This is a genomic window from Criblamydia sequanensis CRIB-18 (genome assembly GCF_000750955.1).
Taxonomy (GTDB): domain Bacteria; phylum Chlamydiota; class Chlamydiia; order Chlamydiales; family Criblamydiaceae; genus Criblamydia; species Criblamydia sequanensis.
This window is the reverse complement of record NZ_CCEJ010000003.1, coordinates 417,002-436,158: the sequence shown is the minus strand read 5'-3', so window position 1 is coordinate 436,158 and position 19,157 is coordinate 417,002. Positions and strand designations below refer to the sequence as shown.

The following is a 19,157-nucleotide window of genomic DNA, read 5'->3' as shown; positions in this document are numbered from 1 at the left end:
TTAAAATTAATATAAAGTTTAATAACTATATATATTATCGAAAATTTTTTGAATAAAAATAATGATTTAATTTAGGTAAATAGAATTACTTAGAATTTTCCGGATAAGGAAAAAAAGAATTTAGACAAATAAGCTGTCCGCTTTTCGTCCCAACGAAAAAGAAATCGGGGTCATTTTGTAGATTGAAGTTGGAAATGTGACGAGCCGTATTGGTTTATCGATTTCAAAAGGGATTTTTTTAAAATAATTTTTACTTTTCGAGTGTTCACACTGCCCTGCCAATTCGCGTTGTTGATAATTTGAATTTACACCTTGCACACTATCTCTTTTTAGGAAACACCTCTTAAATCAGTTTCAAAAAAGTCATATTTTACGATTTCTCCAATACGTGTCCCAATAAAAAGACTGTCTTGGCTGCAGCAAAGCGACGTGACAAAAGAATCATGTTCGATTGAACGGATCGGTGTCGTGTTTGAGTAATTAAAATTTCGAATATCCCAAATTTTAAAGGTATTATCAGCGCTGCTTGTGACAAGTTCATTGTTATAAAAAATAATTCCATAAATTAAGCTTTGATGGATTTTAAGAGGCGGGCTCATTTTTCCCTCTCTTAAATCATAACTTACAAGACAGGCGTTATTTGCCGCTAAAAATATCCGATTGCCTTCAGAAAAATAGGCTTTCGCTTGTAGAAAAAGTTTTAAGCTAGGATCCTTTGATTGACTAATTAAGCTCAGTTCACTTCTTATTTTCTTCGTCTCCCTATCCCATGCAACAACTGATTGATAATTGACTCCGAGAATTTGATTTTCATCCGCATAAAAAGGAATGGACGACTCGCCCCGATATTTCTTATGCTTTCCCGTCTTGGAATTAACAGCAATGACGCCATATTCAGCTCTGGCATAGATTGTTTCATCGATAACTTTAAAATACCAAAAGTTTGCTTTTGAATAACGTCTTGAGGTCGTTTTCTTATCCGTTGATAGTTTATGGCGTATGAGTTCATCGATGTCGCCATGACAAAAAAAATAATCCTTCGAAGCATCTATGCAATGAGGAATTTCTGAGCATTCAAAATGTTGAAACATTTCCCCCTTTTGATCCCAGGCAGTGACTATTTTTTTTGAAAAAAAAGAGCTGTAAACCACATCTTCTTTATAGGCTAAAGCCTGCACCCCTTCTTGATAATTACTCTTCATACGAAAGAAAGTCTCTTTTGGGGAAAAAGCTTTATCAAACATTCTGCTTTGGTTAAAAATGGCTTTTTCGTAGAACCGATCTGTTATTTCTTGTTTTTTAAGAAAACTTGCAAGGACAGGAAATCTTGTTTTAAAAAGGACTGGGATATGGCTTGCATCGCTTGCGATTTGATGAAATCTTTTGCAGATAGCTTTAAAAAGCCCAAGCTCCTTTACTTTGAAATAATTTGTAAAATAAAGCAAAAGCTCCTCAGGCAGATAATCAAAAAAATTAATTCCTTTAATAGCCTCTTTACTAACATTGATTTTCGACTCATCGTATTTTTGGGGACACGATTTGATGTCATGAATAGAACCAATTTGCATAAAAAATCCTTTTTTTATCAAAGTTGATGAAGATTGTCTAATTTGTATCCTTAAAAAAGACAATTTGAATAATAGGCAGTGATTGGAAAGTACCTGTTTGGTTTTACTTAGGTCTAACCTCTAAATTAGAGGCGCATTTTCCCAATAAAAGCGAGTTTCGAAAGAAGAATAATCAAGAAACGAGGCATTTTTCAAATGCATCCCACATTAGTGAAGTTAAGCTACCCTCTTTAATAAAGTCACATTTGATAATATCCCCGTATTGAGTTCCGATAAATAGAAAATCTTCGTTTGAGCTTATTGCTGTTATTCCAAAGCTAAGCTGTAGAGAGCGAAGAGGGGTTTGGGTGCTAAACTTTCTATGATCCCAGATTTTTAGACAACCGTCCAAAGCGCTTGTCACCACCTGATTATTAAAAAATATAATTCCGGAAATAGAGATCCCATGAATGTCCTTCTTATAGGCTATGCTTTTCTGCCTTAAATCATAACTTGCAAAACTTGTGTAATCTCTTGCTAAAAATACTAGATTGGTTTCAGGATGGTACGTGGGAATATCCAAGTGCAAGTTGCGATCAGGTAAGTGGCCAATGAGGGGAAGGCTTTCTTTTTCTTTCAGAGTTTCTCTATCCCAGGAGGTAATGTAAAAACCGCCAATTCCAAGAACTTGATATTGATCCGCAAAAAATGGCTCTGTCGGGAAGACGCTTATATATTCATTAAAGAGGCCTGATTCGACGTCGATTTCAAGAATGCCCTTTGAGGATTCTGCATAAATAGACTCATCAAACACTTTAAACCGCCAAAAATTGGCTTTAGGATAATTCCAAAAAGTATAGGCTTGATCTAAAAGGCTTATTCGCTGCAGTCCTGTGTAGTCCGCTGTCTGACTCGGTGTGGCATTGGAATGACCAAAAATATAATTATTTGAAAGGCCAATATGGTGAGGAATCGGGTTGAATTGAAAAAAATGCCCCTTCTCATTTCCTTCCAAATCCCAAACTGTAACCCCGCCATCCTTATAACAGCTGCCATAGAGAAGATTATCCCGACAAACTAAAGCGCTAATATGACCTTGAAAATCATATCCTTCCCTAAGGACGGTTTGTCTTGGTGTAAATGCGGTATCCCTTATGTTGTCGGTTCTCAAGATGGCTTTCTTATAATGCTCTTCGTTCAATTCTTCCCGAGAATAAAAGCCGGCTAAAATAGGAAACCGTGTTTTAAATAAAGTTGGTATAAGGCTTGCATCGCTTCCAATGACATTAAATTTTCTGCAAACAAGCCTTAAATTTCCGATAGCTCGAGCATCCAAATATTGCGCTAGTAAAAGCACTAACTCTTCCGGAATAAGGTCAAAAAAATTAATTTCCGGAACTTCATCACCTGTTTCTTCCGGCTTTAAATTGGAAACTACTTTTTGGTTAGAATTGCAGGGAGTTAATTGCATAAAAAATCCTTTTTCTATAGAGACTAGCTTAGTTTTTTCTAAATTACCAACTTATCGAATCTTTAATTAGGTTCTTCTTTCGAAAAGTCATATTTATAAATGGTACGAGTCCCAATAAAGAGGCTACTGCCTTCAGAACACAAGGTATTGATAGGAAAGCCAATTTTGAAAGATCGGATGGGGTTGGGATCATTATTTAAAGAAGTTAAACCTCTAACATCCCAAATTTTAAAAATTGAATCCAAGCCTGCAGTGATAATTTCGTTGTTATAAAATACAATTCCGGAAACCCGGGCTTTATGAATAGATGTCATTGAAATCATCCTTCTTTGTCTCAAATCATAACTTATCAAACCAGAGCGATCCCCGGCCAAAAATATCCGTCCAGTGTCATCGTGATACGCATGAACACTAAAATCCCAATTCAAATTATCATCAGAGCCATGCGTATCAATAGGTGACACTTCTTTAATTTCTTGAGTTTCCCTATCCCATGAAATAATAGAAGAGCGGTTAGTCCCAAGAACCTGATTTCGATCTGCAAAAAATGGTTCTGCAGAATCTCCTAAATATTCCCTCTTAAGTCCCGATTCAGCATCGATTTCAAAAAATCCTAAGCGAGAACCTATAAAAATTGACTCATCAATAGCTTTAAAACCCCAAAATCCGGCTTCCGGAAATTCCCATTCGATACTTTCTTTATCGCTTTTACGGATTCGCCGAAGAGCGTTATAGCAAGGTCTATTATTTGGTAAAGGAGTAAAAATATAATTTTTGGTGATGCCCATCCATCCGGAAGTACATTTGGTTTTAAACCGATTTAACTGAGTTCCATTCAAGTCCCAAGCCAAAATATCCTTATCCGGAAAAGAAAAGTGTTTACTGTAAAGAACCCCTTCACTTAATGCCAAAGAACGTATCCCCCCAAAAGCAATAGTCTGAAAAACTGTCTTTTCGGGTCGGAAGTCAGAGTTATGGATATTTTTTTCAAGCGAAAAGGCTTTTCTATAAAGCTCTTTTGTCATTTCTTTTTGGGTATAAAAACCGGAGAGGATAGGAAACCTTGCTTTAAATAAAGCTTGAATAAGGCTTGCATCGCTTCCGATAACATTAAATTTTCTGCAAACAAGCCTAAAATCCCCGAGCGTTCTGAGTTCTAAATACCCGGCTAATAAAAGAAAAAGCTCTTCCGGAAGAAAATCAAAGAAATTAATCCGCGAAACTTCAATGTCAGTTTCTTCCGGCTTTAAAGTTGAAACTACTTTTAGGTTAGAATTGCAGCGAGTTAATTGCATAAAAAATCCTTTTTCTATAAGAGACTAGCTAGTTTTTCCCTTGATTTGCAACTGATCGACCTTTAATTGGGTTCTTCTTTCGAAAAATCATATTTATAGATGTTATGACTCCCAATAAAGAGACTACTGCCTTGAGAACACAAGGACTTGATAGGAAAGCCAATTTTGAAAGATCGGATGGGGCTGAGATCATTATTTAAAGAAGTTAAACATCTAACATCCCAAATTTTGCAATTTTGATCGTATGCTGCTGTGACGACTTCATTATTAAAAAATACCATTCCGGTAATTACGGTTTGATGAAGGGCCTCAGTTGAGATCATCTGTCTTTGTCTCAAATCATAGATTATTAATTTCCCTCCGGATTCTCCAAAAATACATCTATTATCATCGGGATAAGCATGGAAAGTAAAACACGTTTTATGATTCGGGAACCGGTTATCAAAAGGAAATTCTTCTTTAATTTTTTGAGTCTCTCTATCCCAGGAAATAATATAAGAGCTGCCACTCCCAAGAACCTGACTTTGATCTGCAAAAAAAGGTGAAAAAGCCTTTCCTAAATATTCTCGTTTAAGCCCAGATTCAGAATCGATTTCCATGATGCCACTTGAGGATTTTGCATAGAGCAATTCATCAAAAACTCTGATACACCAAAAATCGCCTTCCGGATATTCCCATTCGATACTTTTTTTATCGCTTTTGTTGATTCTTTGAAGAGCTTTCATAGAAGGTAGCGGACTAAAAATATAATTTTTGGTAATGCCCATGGATTCAGTACGACATTTGGATTTGAACTGATCTAGCTGTGTTCCATTCAAGTCCCAAACCACGATATCTTTATCCGGATAAGAGGGGTGACGACTATAAAGAAGCCCTTCACTAAAAGCCAAAGATCCTATCCCTCCAAACGCAATATTCTTCTTAAAAACTGTCGTTTCGGGCCGGAACTCAGGGTTATGGATATTTTTTTCAATCGAAATGGCTTTCTGATAAAGTTCTTCTGTCATTTCTTTTTGGGTATAAAATCCGGAGAGGATAGGAAACCTTTTCTTGAAAAAAATTGGAATTAAGCTTGCGTCCTTTGCGATGACATTAAATTTTTTGCAGGCGAGCCTGAAGTTTCCGATAGCTCTGGTATCTAAATATTGAGCCATCACTATCACAAGCTCTTCCGGAAGATAGTCAAAGAAATTAATATTGGATTTAGAAGTGTTTTCCCCTTTGGAATTTATGCTCGGGATTAAGGGCGGATAATCCGGAAAAGATTTTGAAGCAGCTTGCATAAAACCTATTTTAAAAGGATTGCGGATAAAAAATGGGCCCGCTTATTGAGCGGGCCCATTTGATTATTGAGAATTTAGAAGCGCATCGATATTAATCAGCCCGCTTTTTTGGAGCAGGATTAATGCAATCCCGAAAGGACAGACCCACCGGATAAAGAAAAGCCAAGGTCTATAAAGCCAGGGAAATTTAGTACCCTTCTCAAACTCTTCACGGCTGTCGGCAGGGTCTAAAATCCAGCCGGCGTAGATAGCAATTAATAGCCCTCCAATCGGCAATAGCCAAGTCGATACAAGGCCATCGATCGTTAGAAAAAAGTTTTTTCCGTAAATCAGCTGCCAGTTAGCGAAAAGTGTGTTGGTATCGGAAAGCGCGCTTGGTATTCCAACAATAAATGAGGCTGCGCCAACAAACAAAACAGCTTTCTTTCTTGACCAACCAAGAAGATCCATAAAGTTTGCAGTAACCACTTCAACAAGAGCGACAGAGGAAGTGAGCGCTGTAAAAACAAAGAGTACAAAAAAGCTTGTCGAAATAATTAAGGCTCCCGGCAACTTGGAAAAAAGAAGCGGCAGGGTTTTAAAGACAAGGCCCGGTCCCCCTTGCGGCGTTGCGCCAAAAGTAAAGATAATCGGAAAGATCATGACGGCAGCAAGGATAGACACAAAAGTGATCATCACACCGATAATACCGCTTGTCGAAGGGATATCTTCATTTCTTTTCATATAGCTGCCGTAAGTTAGCATAATCCCCTGGCCAAGACTTAAGGTAAAGAAAGAAAGGCCCAAAGCTTCAAGGGCGCCGCTGACATTAAAACGTTGTGCATCAGGATAGAAAACAAATTTGATCGCTTCTGAAAACCCATCCAAAGTAAAACTATAGGCTGAAAGGCAGATCAAAAGAACAAGAAGGCCGATCGTCATTCTTTTGCTCCAGTACTCAACCCCATGCCTAACGCCTGGATAAACTACCGCAACCGTTAATGCAGTAAAAGCAAAGTGCCAAAAAATAGTGATGTCAGCGGATGATGCTAGGGTATTAAAAATAGATTCAATATCTGCAGCGCTTTTGTTTTCGTAAAACTGATTAAGAGACATCAGCACATAATTAAGCCCCCAGCCTGCGATAACACTATAATAAGACATAATTAGGAAGGATGCAGCAACCCCCATCCAGCCCGCAATCTTCCACGCATGGCCACCACCCAAAGCTTCAAAAGTTCCGACAGCTCCCCTTTGGGCGCGTCTGCCTAAAATCAACTCGCCGATGAAGACTGGAATACCGATAAAGAAAATAGAGAATATGTAGATTAAAACAAAAAGTCCGCCCCCATACTGTCCCGTCACATAAGGAAATTTCCATAGCGTCCCAAGCCCAATTGCTGAGCCTGCAGCTGCAAGTAAAAATCCTAAGTGGGAACCCCAATGTTCGCGTTGTTTTTGCATGGTGAATACACCTTCCTTTTTGTTTAAGCAAAAAATTCTGCTATTTTAAAAGCTCGAAGTCTTGAAAATATGTAATTCTGACTTTGAACAACTTGAAAAAAATAACATATTTATTTGTTTATTGCAATTTAAGTGGGACTTAGTTTGTATATTTGATTCCAAGAATGAAAATTAGACGGGGCTAGAGGTATGACATTTTCGAACACTTTTATTCCAAAAACCGTCACCGTTTTAAAAGAAGGCTACAATTTAAATCTTTTTTTTAAAGACTTCTTTGCAGGTTTAATTGTTGCTGTATTAGCGCTTCCTATGTCGATTGCTTTTGCCATAGCAAGCGGGGCAAGACCCGAACAAGGGATTGTTACAGCTATTGTCGCCGGAACTTTAGGGTCTCTTTTTTCGGGGTCTAGGTACCAGATTACAGGCCCGACAGGGGCATTTGTTGTCTTAATTCAAAGCATCATCACAACCCATGGTTATCAGGGGCTTGTGACGGCGACCTTGTTTGCAGGTCTTATCCTTCTCGGAATGGGTTTTTTTAGATTCGGCAATGCGATGCGCTTTATCCCCTACCCTGTCATTGTCGGGTTTACAAGCGGGATTGCGGTCATCATTTTTTCCTCGCAAATTTACGATTTTCTAGGTCTTGGCTCTAAAGAGCCTCTTCCGGCAGAATGTTTTCAGAAATGGGTGTATTATTTTAAAAATATGGCAAGCTTTAATAGTTACGCTCTACTATTAGGCTTTCTGACCCTTGGTGTTATCATTTACTGGCCAAGAATAACAAAAGTTATCCCGGGGCCTTTAGTCGCTATTTTAGGCGCCACGCTATTAAGTTATTTTTTTAATCTTCCGGTTGAAACGATCGGGCAGCGTTTTGGTGAGATTAAACCTGAATTTCCGATGCCGACTCTTCCAACAATCGCTTTTTGCGATCTTGAAACCTTAATCGGTCCGGCCATTGCCATAGCTCTTCTTGCAGGTATCGAGTCTCTTTTATCAGCCTCTGTTGGAGACGGTATGACAGGCAGAAGACATAGATCGGATATGGAGCTTATTTCCCAAGGGATCGCAAACCTTGGCTCCGCCCTTTTTCAAGGGCTTCCGGCAACAGGCGCTATTGCAAGAACTGCAACTAACATCAAATCCGGCGGAGCCACTCCTTTTGCGGGTATTATTCACGCGATTGCCTTAGCTATTCTTATTTTTGTTTTTGGTCGTTATATTTCATATATTCCGATGACCGGACTTGCCGCTCTTCTAATTTTTGTAGCTTATAACATGAGCGAATGGCGAACCTTCCGCGACCTTATTAAATCTAAAACATCCGACTCTCTTGTTCTATTGATTACGTTTGCATTAACTGTATTTGTCGATCTTGTCACGGCAATTGAAGCAGGTGTTATTTTGGCAAGCTTAATCTTTATCAACAAAATGGCTAAAGAAATCGGGGCTAAAGATTTAAAGCAGGGTCTCAAAGATGAAGACAACGATAAGGACATCGCCTTAATAAAAGAGTTAAATGTTCCGGATGAGATTGATATTTTTGAAATCTATGGACCTTTGTTTTTTGCAGCCTGCGATACTTTTAAAACCGCTTTATCCCGTATAGGCGACATTCCAAAAATCCTTATTTTGAGGATGCGTTATGTCAAACATATAGATACCTCAGGGCTACAGACTTTAAAGTCTGTAATAGAAGAGTCAAAAGCGCAAGGAACACAAGTCATTCTTTCTGGGATTGACCCCAAAATGGCAGAGCTTTTTGAAAAAGTTGGACTCACGGATTTAGTCGGTAAAGACAATATCAAAAAAGATATCGTTGAAGCCGTTCGTTATGCTAAAGCTGTACTCTAATGGAGAAAACTGTTAATCTGTAAAAGATCAATTTTAACTTTTAGGTAAGAAATGCCTTTCTTGGGAAATTTATTTATTGAAGCCGCGGTTGTCGGTGTATTCACTACAATTTTTCTCATTCTCTTTGTGGTCGCAGGGATAAGGCAGATGTTAAAGGAAAACGATGAGTAATTCATTAAAAGTCATGGATGACAATCCTTGGTATCACAAGGGACTGCGTTTTAAATGTACAGGGTGTGGAAAGTGCTGCGGGGGATCGCCTGGGGCTGTTTGGCTAAGCAAACAAGATGTCGAGAGAATCTCTAAGTATCTCCATCTGAGTGAAAACGAATTCCTAGAGAAATACACCCATCGAATAGATGGAAGGCTTTCCTTAAAGGAAAAAGAAAACTATGACTGCATTTTGCTTGTTGATAACCAATGTTCTATCTATTCCATTAAGCCAAGACAATGCACAACCTACCCTTTTTGGAATCATATTTTAGCTTCCAAAGAAAATTGGGAGGAGGCTAAAAACTTTTGCGAAGGCATCAATGAAGAGGCTCCTTTAATTTCTTTTGAAGAGATTCAGAAGAATTTATAAATCTACACTTGCAATTCTCTTGTCTTTTTTTCAAACTGGCAAAAAATTAGCGTGGGATTGAAACTTTGAAAAAGAAACTCGCTCCTTTAACGATTCTAGTGGGCTCAGGAAAAGGCGGGGTCGGTAAATCAACTGTGGCTGTAAATTTAGCCGTCGCTCTAGCCTCAATAGGTCTTGAAGTCGGTTTGCTGGATGCCGATCTTTATGGACCCTCGCTTCCAATCATGCTTGGGTTAAGAAGGCTTGTTCCAAGAAAAGAAGTTTTGCCAAATGGGAAAGAAGCTCTTATGCCTTTTTATAAATTTGGCATTAAATCAGCCTCTCTTGGCTTTTTTATAGAAGAATCTCGAACTGTCCTCTGGCGCGGCCCCATGATGAGCGGCGCTCTTGAAAAATTAGTTCATGATATAGAATGGGGTCCCCTTGATATCTTTATTGTGGATTTGCCGCCTGGAACCGGCGATGTCCCTATTTCTCTTTCCAAAATCCTTGAAATTAGCGGCGCCTTAATTGTTACCACCCCTCAGGAAGTAGCAACCTTAGATGCCGCTAAAGCCATCGGCTGTTTTTATGAGCTCTCTATCCCACTCCTTGGAATTGTAGAAAATATGTCTGGCTTTAAAGCCCCGGGCAGCGATATTGTGTACCATCTATTCGGCGAAGGCGGAGCGAAAGATTTGGCTTATCGATTTGACACTGAGATCTTAGCTTCTATCCCTCTTCACCCTTTAATTGGAATAGGAGCGGAAGAAGGCTGTCCTGTTGCCGTCAAAGGGAATCTTAGAGAAGAGAGTAAAATCTTCCACGAACTTGCAAAACGACTATTACAAACTGTCAGCCAACATAATTTAGCATGAAAACGCTCCCTGATTTGAAAAATTTTGATAAAGCTACTCAAAAGAATATTAAAGACTGGCTAAACTCATCGATTGATGAAAAAACTAAAGAAGAAATCATAACTCTTATTCAAAAAAATCCGGAATCTGGCACCAATGCTTTTTATAAGAAATTAGCTTTTGGCACAGGCGGCATGAGGGGTCTTATGGGTCCCGGCAGCAATCGGATGAATAGATACACCATTCGTATGGCGACAAAAGCTCTTGCCATACATCTTAAAGAAGTATTTTCAGAAAAACAAGAACTCAAGGTCTTGATAGGCTATGACAGCCGTCACTCTTCAAGATATTTTGCAGAAGAAGCCGCTAAAACTTTAGCTGCAGAGGGCATTCACGCTCTTATTCTTGAGCATTTAAGTCCGACTCCTTTTGTTTCGTTCGGGGTCCGCTATTTACATTGCCAAGCAGGCGTTATGATAACCGCCTCCCATAATCCAAAGGAATATAACGGCTTCAAGGTCTACTGGGAAGACGGGGGCCAAGTATTGCCGCCTAATGACCTTGCCATCATGGAGCTTCTTAATGAAATGGATGACCCGTCGGAGGCGAAAGCGGTTGAAGATTTAAATAACCCCCTCATCACTTTTGTTGGCAAGGAATTGGATGAAGAGTACTTAATGAAGGTCTCAACTCTTCAAGGCATGAAAGCTGAGAACCATTTATTTGGAAATCAGCTTCATATTATTTATTCAAGCCTTCATGGAACAGGATCCACTTTAACCCCTCCTTTATTACATCGGTGGGGTTTTGAGAAGGTTTCTTTAGTCCCGAATCAATGCCGCCCCGACGGTTCTTTTCCGACGGTAAAATCTCCAAATCCTGAAGATAAAGAGGCTCTCGCTTTGGGCGTCGAGCTTTTAAAACAAGAAAAAGCCGATTTGTTTTTAGCTACAGACCCTGACGCCGATAGAGTGGGACTTGTGATTTTAAATAAAAAGGATGAGGAAATTCTTTTTTCAGGTAATGCGATCGCTTGTCTTTTGCTTGAGCATATTTTAAGCCAAATGAAAAAAGAGAAAACAATGCCCCTAAAGGGGGTCGTTATCAAAAGCATTGTGACAACCGAACTTTTTCGGAAAATTGCAAGCGCCTATGACGTCCTTTGTATAGATGTCTTGCCCGGCTTTAAATATGTTGCTGAAAAAATCAGGGAATTTGAAGAAGATAAAAGCGGGTTGGAGTTCATCTTTGGGGCTGAAGAATCCTACGGTTATCTTAGAGGGACATTTTCTCGCGACAAGGATGCCGTTTTAGCTTCGGCTTTGCTCTCTGAAGCCGCTTTAAAATTTAAGCTTCAGGGGCTTACCCTTGAAGATGGCTTGATGCAAATTTACAGGGAATATGGCGTCTTTTTAGAAGTTCCTTATACCCTGGAGTTTGAAGAAGGCAAGGAAGGCTCTTCTAAAATCACCTCTATCCTAAAAAAATTAGAAGAGGCCCCACCGGAAGAATTAGGAGGAAGATCTGTCGTTTCCGTTGCAGATTATGAAAAAAGAGTGCGTGTTATAAGCAAAGACAACAGAAAAGAGGATTTAACCTTACCAAAAACTTCCATGATGGAAATTATTTTAGAGGGCGGCTCAAAAATTTTCATTAGGCCCTCAGGAACTGAGCCAAAGCTTAAAACCTATCTAATGATACAAAGACCGGTAAGCCAAGATGTTCCTTCAAGCCTTAAAGAAGCTAAAGAAGAAGCGGAAACTTTAAAAAAAACGTTAGCTGCTTTTTTTGAAGTTTGAGGGTTTTCTATTTTTAGACGGGTATTTTCTTGGATTTTTCTTAAGGGAAAAACGCTGCTTTGCTTTTAAATCCGGCTTTATGTCATCAATCCATTTAGGCTCAATTCCCGTTTTCTCAAGCACTTTTTTTAAGACCCCGATTTCTTTGTCTGAAATAAAAGTGATAGCTACACCGCTTCTATTCTGACGGCCGGTTCTTCCTGTTCTATGAAGGTAAACTTCAGGATCTTTTCCAAGTTGATAAATAAAAACATGGCTCACACCTGAAAAATCAAGTCCTCTTGCAGCTACATCTGTCGCTATAAGGTATTTTATTTTTCCCTGTCGAAACTTACTTGTTACAATTTGGCGAATTTCTTGGGTCAATCCCCCGTGCAAAAAGTCGCAAGCTTTAAATTCAGAAGACAGTTGCTTATTCAATAGTTCGGCAGATTCTCTAGAAGCTGCAAAGATAATCGCTTGATTAATGGGTTGTTTTTTTACTTCATGAACGAGCTTTTCTAGTTTGGCTTTAGGAGCGGAGTAAGAAAACCAATGCTCGATCGAAGAGGGTCTTGGCTGATCCGAAATAAGGCGGATTTCAATTGGGTTAATCAGATGCTTTTGAGCTAAGATATTTATTTCTTTTGGCATGGTGGCCGAAAAAAGAAGAGTTTGATGTTTCTGAACAAGACAATCCATAATAAACTGAAGATCTTCATAAAAACCCATGCTAAGCATCTCATCCGCTTCATCAAGAACTAAAATCTTGACGCTTGATAAATCAATGAGGCGATTATAGATAAAATCAATTAGTCTTCCCGGGGTTGCAATAAGAATATCGACACCCGATTTTAATTTTGCCTGCTGAATAGATGAATCGCTGCCGCCGACTATGCTAAAGCTTCTGATATTTTTTGCATGCGCGATTTTCTGCGTTTCCGTCACATACTGCATGGCAAGCTCTCTTGTCGGGACAATAATTAAAGCTTGGATGCCTTCGTCGCTTGGCTCTATTAACTGGCAAATAGGGATAACGGACGCTGCTGTTTTCCCGGAACCTGTTTCAGCTAGAGCTAATAAATCATTGCCTTTTAGAACAAGAGGGATCGTATGTTCCTGAACTATCGTTGGTTTTTCATATCCTCTTTTAGTAAGTGTTTCGATGATGGGTTCTTGAACCCCTAAATCTAGAAATGTGGTCATGTTTGATATTATTCTTATTTTAAATTTTATTTTATTAAATCGTCGATCGATTTTTGCATTATTTTAGCTTTCAAACTTATTGGAAGCCATTGACTTAGAGAAATTAAAAACCGGTACTTCCAATCATAAATCATTAGAGGTTTTTTATTTTCAATCTGCTTGAGGATGGCATCGGCAGTATCTGCTGCGCCAAGTTCAATTTCCATTTTTTTACGGGTTTCTTTGCCTTTTGCAGCCCTTTTTCTAAAATTGGTTGCGACAACTCCCGGGCAGAAGGTTAGTACAGAAATTCCTTTGTCTTTTAATTCATAATAGAGCGATTGAGAAAATGCGGTTACAAAGGCCTTGGTCGCCGCATAAACGCTAAACTTTGGGAAAACCATAAAGCCTGCGGCCGATGAAATGTTTAAGATAGTTCCCGGATGCCCACTCTTTAAAAGAGTATTTGCAGCTTTAAGAGTAATCTCAAGGGTTGCTTCACCATCAAGTTTTAAAATGTCAAGCGACTCTTCGATAGGATGAGACAGAGCATCGCCATATAATCCAAAACCTGCGCTATTAATCACAAGCGTTGGTCTTTCAATTTCAATCCAGTCTAAAATGATTTTTCGGGAGGAGGCTTCTTTTAAATCAGAAATTTTGGTCTCAATTTTGGTTTTTTGCGAGAGATCTTTCTCCAAGCTTTGCAGCTTTTCTTTATTTCGTCCAGTTAATAACAATTTATCTGACTTCGAAGCCAATTTTTTGGCAAGTTCTTCACCGATCCCTGAAGTTGCGCCTGTTATAAGAACTGAGCTATATTTCTTAAGCATTGATATCAGGCATTGGTTTTTGAACTTGTACTTCTTGAGCCGGGTACTTGATTCTTGAGTGAGAGTAAGCCACAAGTGTTTTAATTAAAGTTTCTTTGACAAGGGCAAGTTCTTCAAAGGTTAGAAGACATTCATCAAATTGACCATCATCGGCCTTATCTTTAATGAGACGATCGGCAAGCTCTTCGATATTTTTTTCTGTTGCAGCATCAAGCGACCTTGAAGCTGCTTCCAGCGAGTCGGCTATCATGATGATGACAGACTCCTTGCTTCTTGGCTTTGGCCCAGAATAGCGGAAATCCGATTCATCAATTTGCTGTTTGTCCCCTCCTAATTTTTCAAGCTGCTTTTTATAGAAGTAGTAAACAAGCGTGTTTCCATGATGCTGTTTAATGATATCGATAAATTGCTCGGGAAGGCTTGCTTTTCTAGCTAAAGCGACGCCTTCGCTTACGTGGGCTATAATTACTTGCGCTGATTCAAGCGGGGTTAGAAGCTGGTGGATATTCATACCGGGAAGCTGATTCTCGGTAAAATATTGCGGCGTAATCATCTTACCGATGTCATGATACATGGTAGCCACACGGCAAAAAAGACCATTTGCCCCAATTGATAAAGCGGCAGCTTCTGCAAGATTGCCGACAACGACAGAATGCTGATAGGTTCCCGGAGCTTCAATGCTAAGACGTCTTAAAAGATCGTTATTAGGATCAAAATACTCCATTAGCGTCACGTCAGTCATGATCTTAAAAAGCGATTCAAAAAGAGGGAGTAAGCCAACCACCATTACAGCTGTCAATAACATGAATATAGCCGCGCTAATGCTGTCTGTTAAAACGACTACGTCCCGAAGCCCGTATTGATACAAGTTGATTGCAAAAGCGACAATGACACAAGACAGCCAGGCCTTCAAGCAGACGATAAAAATTTCTTTCCTCTGTCTTAGTCGTCTTGTGCTTAATATGGCAACAATTGAAGCCACAATATTCATGATCATGAAGCCTTGCTGATCAAAAGCGAGAGTTAGAGTTAGGACGACAACTAAAAAACCGCTTGCAAAAGTGGCAATCCCGGGATTCATTAAGCTGCAAAGCATGATGGCGGCAAAAGGCACAAAAACCGGGAAACGAATGACTTGCAGCCACTTACTTTCCATATTTAAGATCAAAAATTCTGTTCCTTTGGATAGAGCAAGGGTTAGAACAATGATGGTGACAAGTAAAAAAAGCTTACGGTTAGAGGCTAAAACTTCCTTATGATTTGTTTTAAGGTAAGCTATGCTGACAAGCGTTAAAATGAGAGTTAATAGCAAAGAGCCAAGAAGCGTTAGAGGGTGCCATAAATTCCTTTCGTCTGTTAAGGCCATCTTCATAGCATGAAGCATGGAGACATGTCTTGGTGTAACTTTATCCCCTTGGTCGATGATTCGATTTCCCGCACTGACATGGGTGTACTTATCTTCGACTGTTTCCATAATTTTTTTTCTTAAGAGCTTTTGCGAGGGGATATCTTCTTCAAATTGCCAGTCTAAGTCAGAAAAATAGGAGGTGATTAAGGAAGCTGTGGCCGCATGAAAACTATCTAGCGGGAATGATTCAGAAGCTAAAACGCGCCAAATTTGTAAAGGGATTTTAATGTTTTTATTGATGTCTGTCGGTGAAAAGATGAGATAATTCGAAATATCAAACCCGGCTTCCTTCATTTTTTTAAGGGTTCTTGGATCTGTAAAGCGAACGTCTGTTAATGTCGATTCAAACGCTTCAATCCCTTTTGAAATTTCATCGAAGCTGACGGAACCGACTTTTTCTCGCCATGTTTGATCGTGGGTTAAATGATCTTCAAGATCTGCTTTTCTTTTGCGGATTTCACGCTCGCTTAGCTGATAAATTTTTCCGATATCGCGAACAGATTCTTGTTTTAGAATAATGGTCGCTTCATCGTCTAGAAAATCGAAATCAACTTGAGAGACCACATAATCAGGTGCGTTCGTTCCGGGTTCAAGAAGAGGCACCTTAACGTCTCTAAAATGAAGGAATCCAAACAAACAGAGAAAAAAAAATGACGCTATTAAGATCCGCACTCCCCGGCTTTTATCAAAAAAGCCTTGTTCACGCGAAAACTTCAGTTCAACATCATTCACGCTATCGACGAATTCGTCATGCATAAAAATGTTAGCCTTTATCTTGTGTATTTCGTTTAAAAGAGCAAATCGTCAAGCTTTCACCTTGGACTGATTCAAATATTCGAATGAAAGAATTATTCTATCTTTTACGATTATCATAAACTCTCATTTTAACACGACTAAGATATCAAAATAAATCCTTTATTTTCAAATCCACAATTTTCTGGAAATTATCGCCAAAAATAACTTTTTCCATTTTTTATAAACCTAAAGATTTATCTATAATCTTAACTTAAGCTATAACTTGCGGGAAAAAGAGGGGTCTCTCATGTCAAAACCTACCATTCTCATCACCGGAGGAGCAGGATATATTGGATCTTACGTCAATAAATTTATTGCCGATAAGGGTTATCCGACTATTGTTTTCGACAATTTGGAAAGAGGCGATCCGAAAACTGTCGTTCGAGGAGAGTTTATCAAAGGAGATATCCGCGACACCTCTAAAATTAAAGAAATTATCGAAAAACACAAGGTTCAGGCGATTTTACATTTCGCAGCCTATATTGATGTTGGCGAATCGGTCGCCCACCCTATCAAATATTACGAAAACAATGTAGCCGGCACGATTTCTCTTTTAAAAGCAGCCCTTGCAACTAACATAAAATCTTTTATTTTTTCCTCTACAGCAGCAGTTTACGGCATCCCAAGCGCGCCTCTTGTCTCAGAAAATTTTCCGCTACAGCCTATTAATCCTTACGGCGAATCTAAATTAATGGTTGAAAAAATTTTAAAAGATATCTCAAACAGCTCGGATTTAAAATACATCGCCCTTCGCTATTTTAATGCAGCGGGAGCCGATCCTGATGGCGAAATCATCGTCTCTCAAAAAGGACGGCATAACTTAATTCCAAAAACTTTGCTTTCCATTCTTGAAAAAAGCGAGATATGCATTTACGGGACAGATTACGATACTCCGGACGGAACCTGCATAAGAGACTATATTCACCTTCATGACCTCGCAACCGCTCATCTTCTAGCCCTCGAAAAATTGCTTCAAGGAGGGAGCTCTTCTATCTATAATTTGGGAAACGGTTCCGGATTTAGTGTCAAAGAAGTCTTGAAAAAAGCTGAAGAGGTGACGGGCGAAAAACTTCGTATTAGACCTACAGGAAGACGAGCCGGCGATCCGCCCTTTCTTGCAGCGGACTCAAAAAAAGCCAAATCAGAGCTTGGTTGGAATCCCATTTATGGAAGCCTTGAAAAAATTATTTCCGATTCCTGGAAAACCATGAATTCATTATCCGTGAATTAATTTTTTGTTTTTTATCAGTGGAATCAAGTAAACTAATCGACTAACCAAGACAAAAAAATAGGGTCAAATGAGCGGCTATCAGGTTTTATCCAGGCGATATCGGCCACAAATATTCAAAGAAGTCATTGGACAAGAATCCATTGTTACCACGCTAAAAAACGCGATCAAATTTAAACGGATCGCCAATGCCTACCTTTTCTCCGGTTCTCGGGGAACGGGTAAAACGACCCTCGCCCGGATTTTTGCAAAAGCTATCAATTGCCCGAATCTTAATGACGAGTTTGAACCTTGCAATACTTGCTCATCCTGCAAGGAAATCGCTTCCGGGAATTCTCTTGACGTCTTGGAAATTGACGGCGCTTCCCACCGCGGCATCGACGATGTCCGGGATATCAATGAAACGGTTGGCTATACAGCATCAAGAGGCGGCTATAAGATTTATATCATCGATGAAGTCCACATGCTTACAAAAGAAGCGTTTAATGCGCTTTTGAAAACCCTCGAAGAGCCTCCGGAAAAAGTAAAATTCTTTTTTGCAACGACCGAGCCGCAAAAAGTTCTCCCGACGATCATTAGCCGCTGCCAGCGTTTTAATTTGAAAAGAATCCCCCTTGATAAAATCGTCTACAAACTTAAGATGATGACTAGCAGCTTAGGAATTCAAGCTGAATCAGAGGCTCTTTCTATGGTGGCAAAAAGAGCGGAAGGCGGCCTTCGGGATGCAGAGTCTCTTTTAGATCAAGTGATTTCCTTTCATGAAGGGGATATCACAAAACAGGCAGTCTCTGAAGTTCTTGGAATCATGAATACGGAGTGCCTTTACGCTTTTGATAAAGCCGGCAAGGAAGGCTCTTTCGATTACGCCTTTGAGCTTGCCCATGAGCTTTTTTCAGGCGGTAAAGATGCGCTTCACTTTATCGATATGCTAGTTCACCATTTCCGCAATATCCTGCTTGTAAAAATTGCAAGTAAAGACTCTTTTCATATCGATATTCCGCAAGAAGAAAAAGAAGCGCTTCTTCTATCGGCCTCCTTTTATTCTAAAGAGCAGTGCCTTGACATCTTGGATTACTTGGTTCAAGAACAAAACGAGATAAAAAATAGACCTTCCTTAAGAGTTGCTATTGAAACTATTCTTTTGCATATTATGCGAACGCATCAACGCTTGCCGATAGAAGTCCTTGTAAGAAGACTAGTTGAGCTTGAAGTAGAGATGAATAAAATAGACGTATCCGCTAAAAGCGAGAACAAAATTAAAGACGAGAGAGAGAATTTAAAAACACTTTTGGAAGTTGAGACTAAAGAATCCGATAAAAAAATAGATGCGAAAATAGCTGAAGTCATTAAAGAAAAAGCTCCACTTCCCTCTATTGAAATTAAAGAGACGGTTATCGACTTATTTATGGAGCCTGAGCCAAAGACACCCCCCCTTTCCTATTCAGAGCCGGATTTTTTGAAAGCGAACCCCTCAAAACCTATTAAAGCAAAAGAGGATGTGGTCTTAAATCCCCCTTATTTCTATGACACGCTTCTGCAATTTGCAGCGGTAGAATTAAAAGGCAAAATGCAGCGCATCCATAATCAAAATTAAAGATTATTAATAAACAAAAAT

General features: G+C 39.3%; 14 protein-coding genes. 6 read left to right on the top strand and 8 right to left on the bottom strand.

What is annotated here, in order from left to right; all coding sequences use genetic code 11:
* Positions 1–329: 329 nt before the first annotated feature.
* The 5 genes from CSEC_RS03650 to CSEC_RS03630 all read right to left on the bottom strand — a co-directional run bounded on the left by CSEC_RS03650 (position 330) and on the right by CSEC_RS03630 (position 7,039).
* Positions 330–1,568, bottom strand: coding sequence for an F-box/WD repeat-containing protein (locus tag CSEC_RS03650; protein WP_041017020.1), 1,239 nt, complete (start codon positions 1,566–1,568; stop codon positions 330–332).
* A gap of 172 nt (positions 1,569–1,740) precedes the next feature.
* A complete protein-coding gene (locus tag CSEC_RS03645) occupies positions 1,741–3,018 on the bottom strand; it encodes an F-box protein (protein ID WP_041017019.1) in 1,278 nt (425 codons plus the stop codon).
* Between the two features lie 62 nt (positions 3,019–3,080).
* Positions 3,081–4,313: an F-box-like domain-containing protein gene (locus CSEC_RS03640; protein WP_041017018.1), complete on the bottom strand. Its 1,233-nt coding sequence runs from the start codon at positions 4,311–4,313 to the stop codon at positions 3,081–3,083.
* A gap of 62 nt (positions 4,314–4,375) precedes the next feature.
* Entirely contained in the window at positions 4,376–5,596 is a 1,221-nt protein-coding gene (locus CSEC_RS03635; RefSeq protein ID WP_041017017.1) for an F-box/WD repeat-containing protein, read from the bottom strand.
* Between the two features lie 63 nt (positions 5,597–5,659).
* Positions 5,660–7,039: a sodium-dependent transporter gene (locus CSEC_RS03630; RefSeq protein WP_041017016.1), complete on the bottom strand. Its 1,380-nt coding sequence runs from the start codon at positions 7,037–7,039 to the stop codon at positions 5,660–5,662.
* A 189-nt stretch (positions 7,040–7,228) separates the two neighbouring features.
* On the opposite strand from CSEC_RS03630, the gene CSEC_RS03625 reads away from it, so the two are divergent.
* The 4 genes from CSEC_RS03625 to CSEC_RS03605 all read left to right on the top strand — a co-directional run bounded on the left by CSEC_RS03625 (position 7,229) and on the right by CSEC_RS03605 (position 12,114).
* Complete coding sequence (locus CSEC_RS03625; protein ID WP_041017015.1) at positions 7,229–8,896, top strand: SulP family inorganic anion transporter; 1,668 nt, start codon at positions 7,229–7,231, stop codon at positions 8,894–8,896.
* A gap of 163 nt (positions 8,897–9,059) precedes the next feature.
* A complete protein-coding gene (locus CSEC_RS03615; protein ID WP_053331740.1) occupies positions 9,060–9,479 on the top strand; it encodes a YkgJ family cysteine cluster protein in 420 nt (139 codons plus the stop codon).
* A 65-nt stretch (positions 9,480–9,544) separates the two neighbouring features.
* Positions 9,545–10,336, top strand: a complete 792-nt coding sequence (locus CSEC_RS03610) for an Mrp/NBP35 family ATP-binding protein (protein ID WP_041017013.1) — start codon at positions 9,545–9,547, stop codon at positions 10,334–10,336.
* Entirely contained in the window at positions 10,333–12,114 is a 1,782-nt protein-coding gene (locus CSEC_RS03605) for a phospho-sugar mutase (protein ID WP_053331739.1), read from the top strand. Before CSEC_RS03610 ends, CSEC_RS03605 begins: the two co-directional genes overlap by 4 nt.
* Here CSEC_RS03605 and CSEC_RS03600 read toward each other — a convergent pair.
* Genes CSEC_RS03600 through CSEC_RS03590 form a run of 3 tightly spaced genes read right to left on the bottom strand, consistent with a single transcriptional unit; the run spans position 12,091 to position 16,275 of the window.
* The gene (locus CSEC_RS03600; protein WP_041017012.1) at positions 12,091–13,299 is read right to left on the bottom strand and encodes a DEAD/DEAH box helicase; all 1,209 of its coding nucleotides are present in this window, start codon (positions 13,297–13,299) and stop codon (positions 12,091–12,093) included. The genes CSEC_RS03605 and CSEC_RS03600 overlap by 24 nt on opposite strands.
* A 26-nt stretch (positions 13,300–13,325) precedes the next feature.
* The gene (locus CSEC_RS03595; RefSeq protein WP_053331738.1) at positions 13,326–14,111 is read right to left on the bottom strand and encodes an SDR family NAD(P)-dependent oxidoreductase; all 786 of its coding nucleotides are present in this window, start codon (positions 14,109–14,111) and stop codon (positions 13,326–13,328) included.
* Complete coding sequence (locus CSEC_RS03590; RefSeq protein ID WP_041017011.1) at positions 14,104–16,275, bottom strand: HD family phosphohydrolase; 2,172 nt, start codon at positions 16,273–16,275, stop codon at positions 14,104–14,106. Before CSEC_RS03590 ends, CSEC_RS03595 begins: the two co-directional genes overlap by 8 nt.
* A 286-nt stretch (positions 16,276–16,561) precedes the next feature.
* Here CSEC_RS03590 and galE point away from each other — a divergent pair, with 286 nt between their 5' ends.
* Positions 16,562–17,545, top strand: coding sequence for a UDP-glucose 4-epimerase GalE (gene galE, locus CSEC_RS03585; RefSeq protein ID WP_041017010.1), 984 nt, complete (start codon positions 16,562–16,564; stop codon positions 17,543–17,545).
* Between the two features lie 67 nt (positions 17,546–17,612).
* Positions 17,613–19,136 carry a DNA polymerase III subunit gamma/tau gene (gene dnaX / locus CSEC_RS03580; RefSeq protein ID WP_041017009.1) on the top strand — a complete coding sequence of 508 codons (1,524 nt, stop codon included), beginning with the start codon at positions 17,613–17,615 and terminating at the stop codon, positions 19,134–19,136.
* The last annotated feature ends 21 nt before the right edge of the window (positions 19,137–19,157 follow it).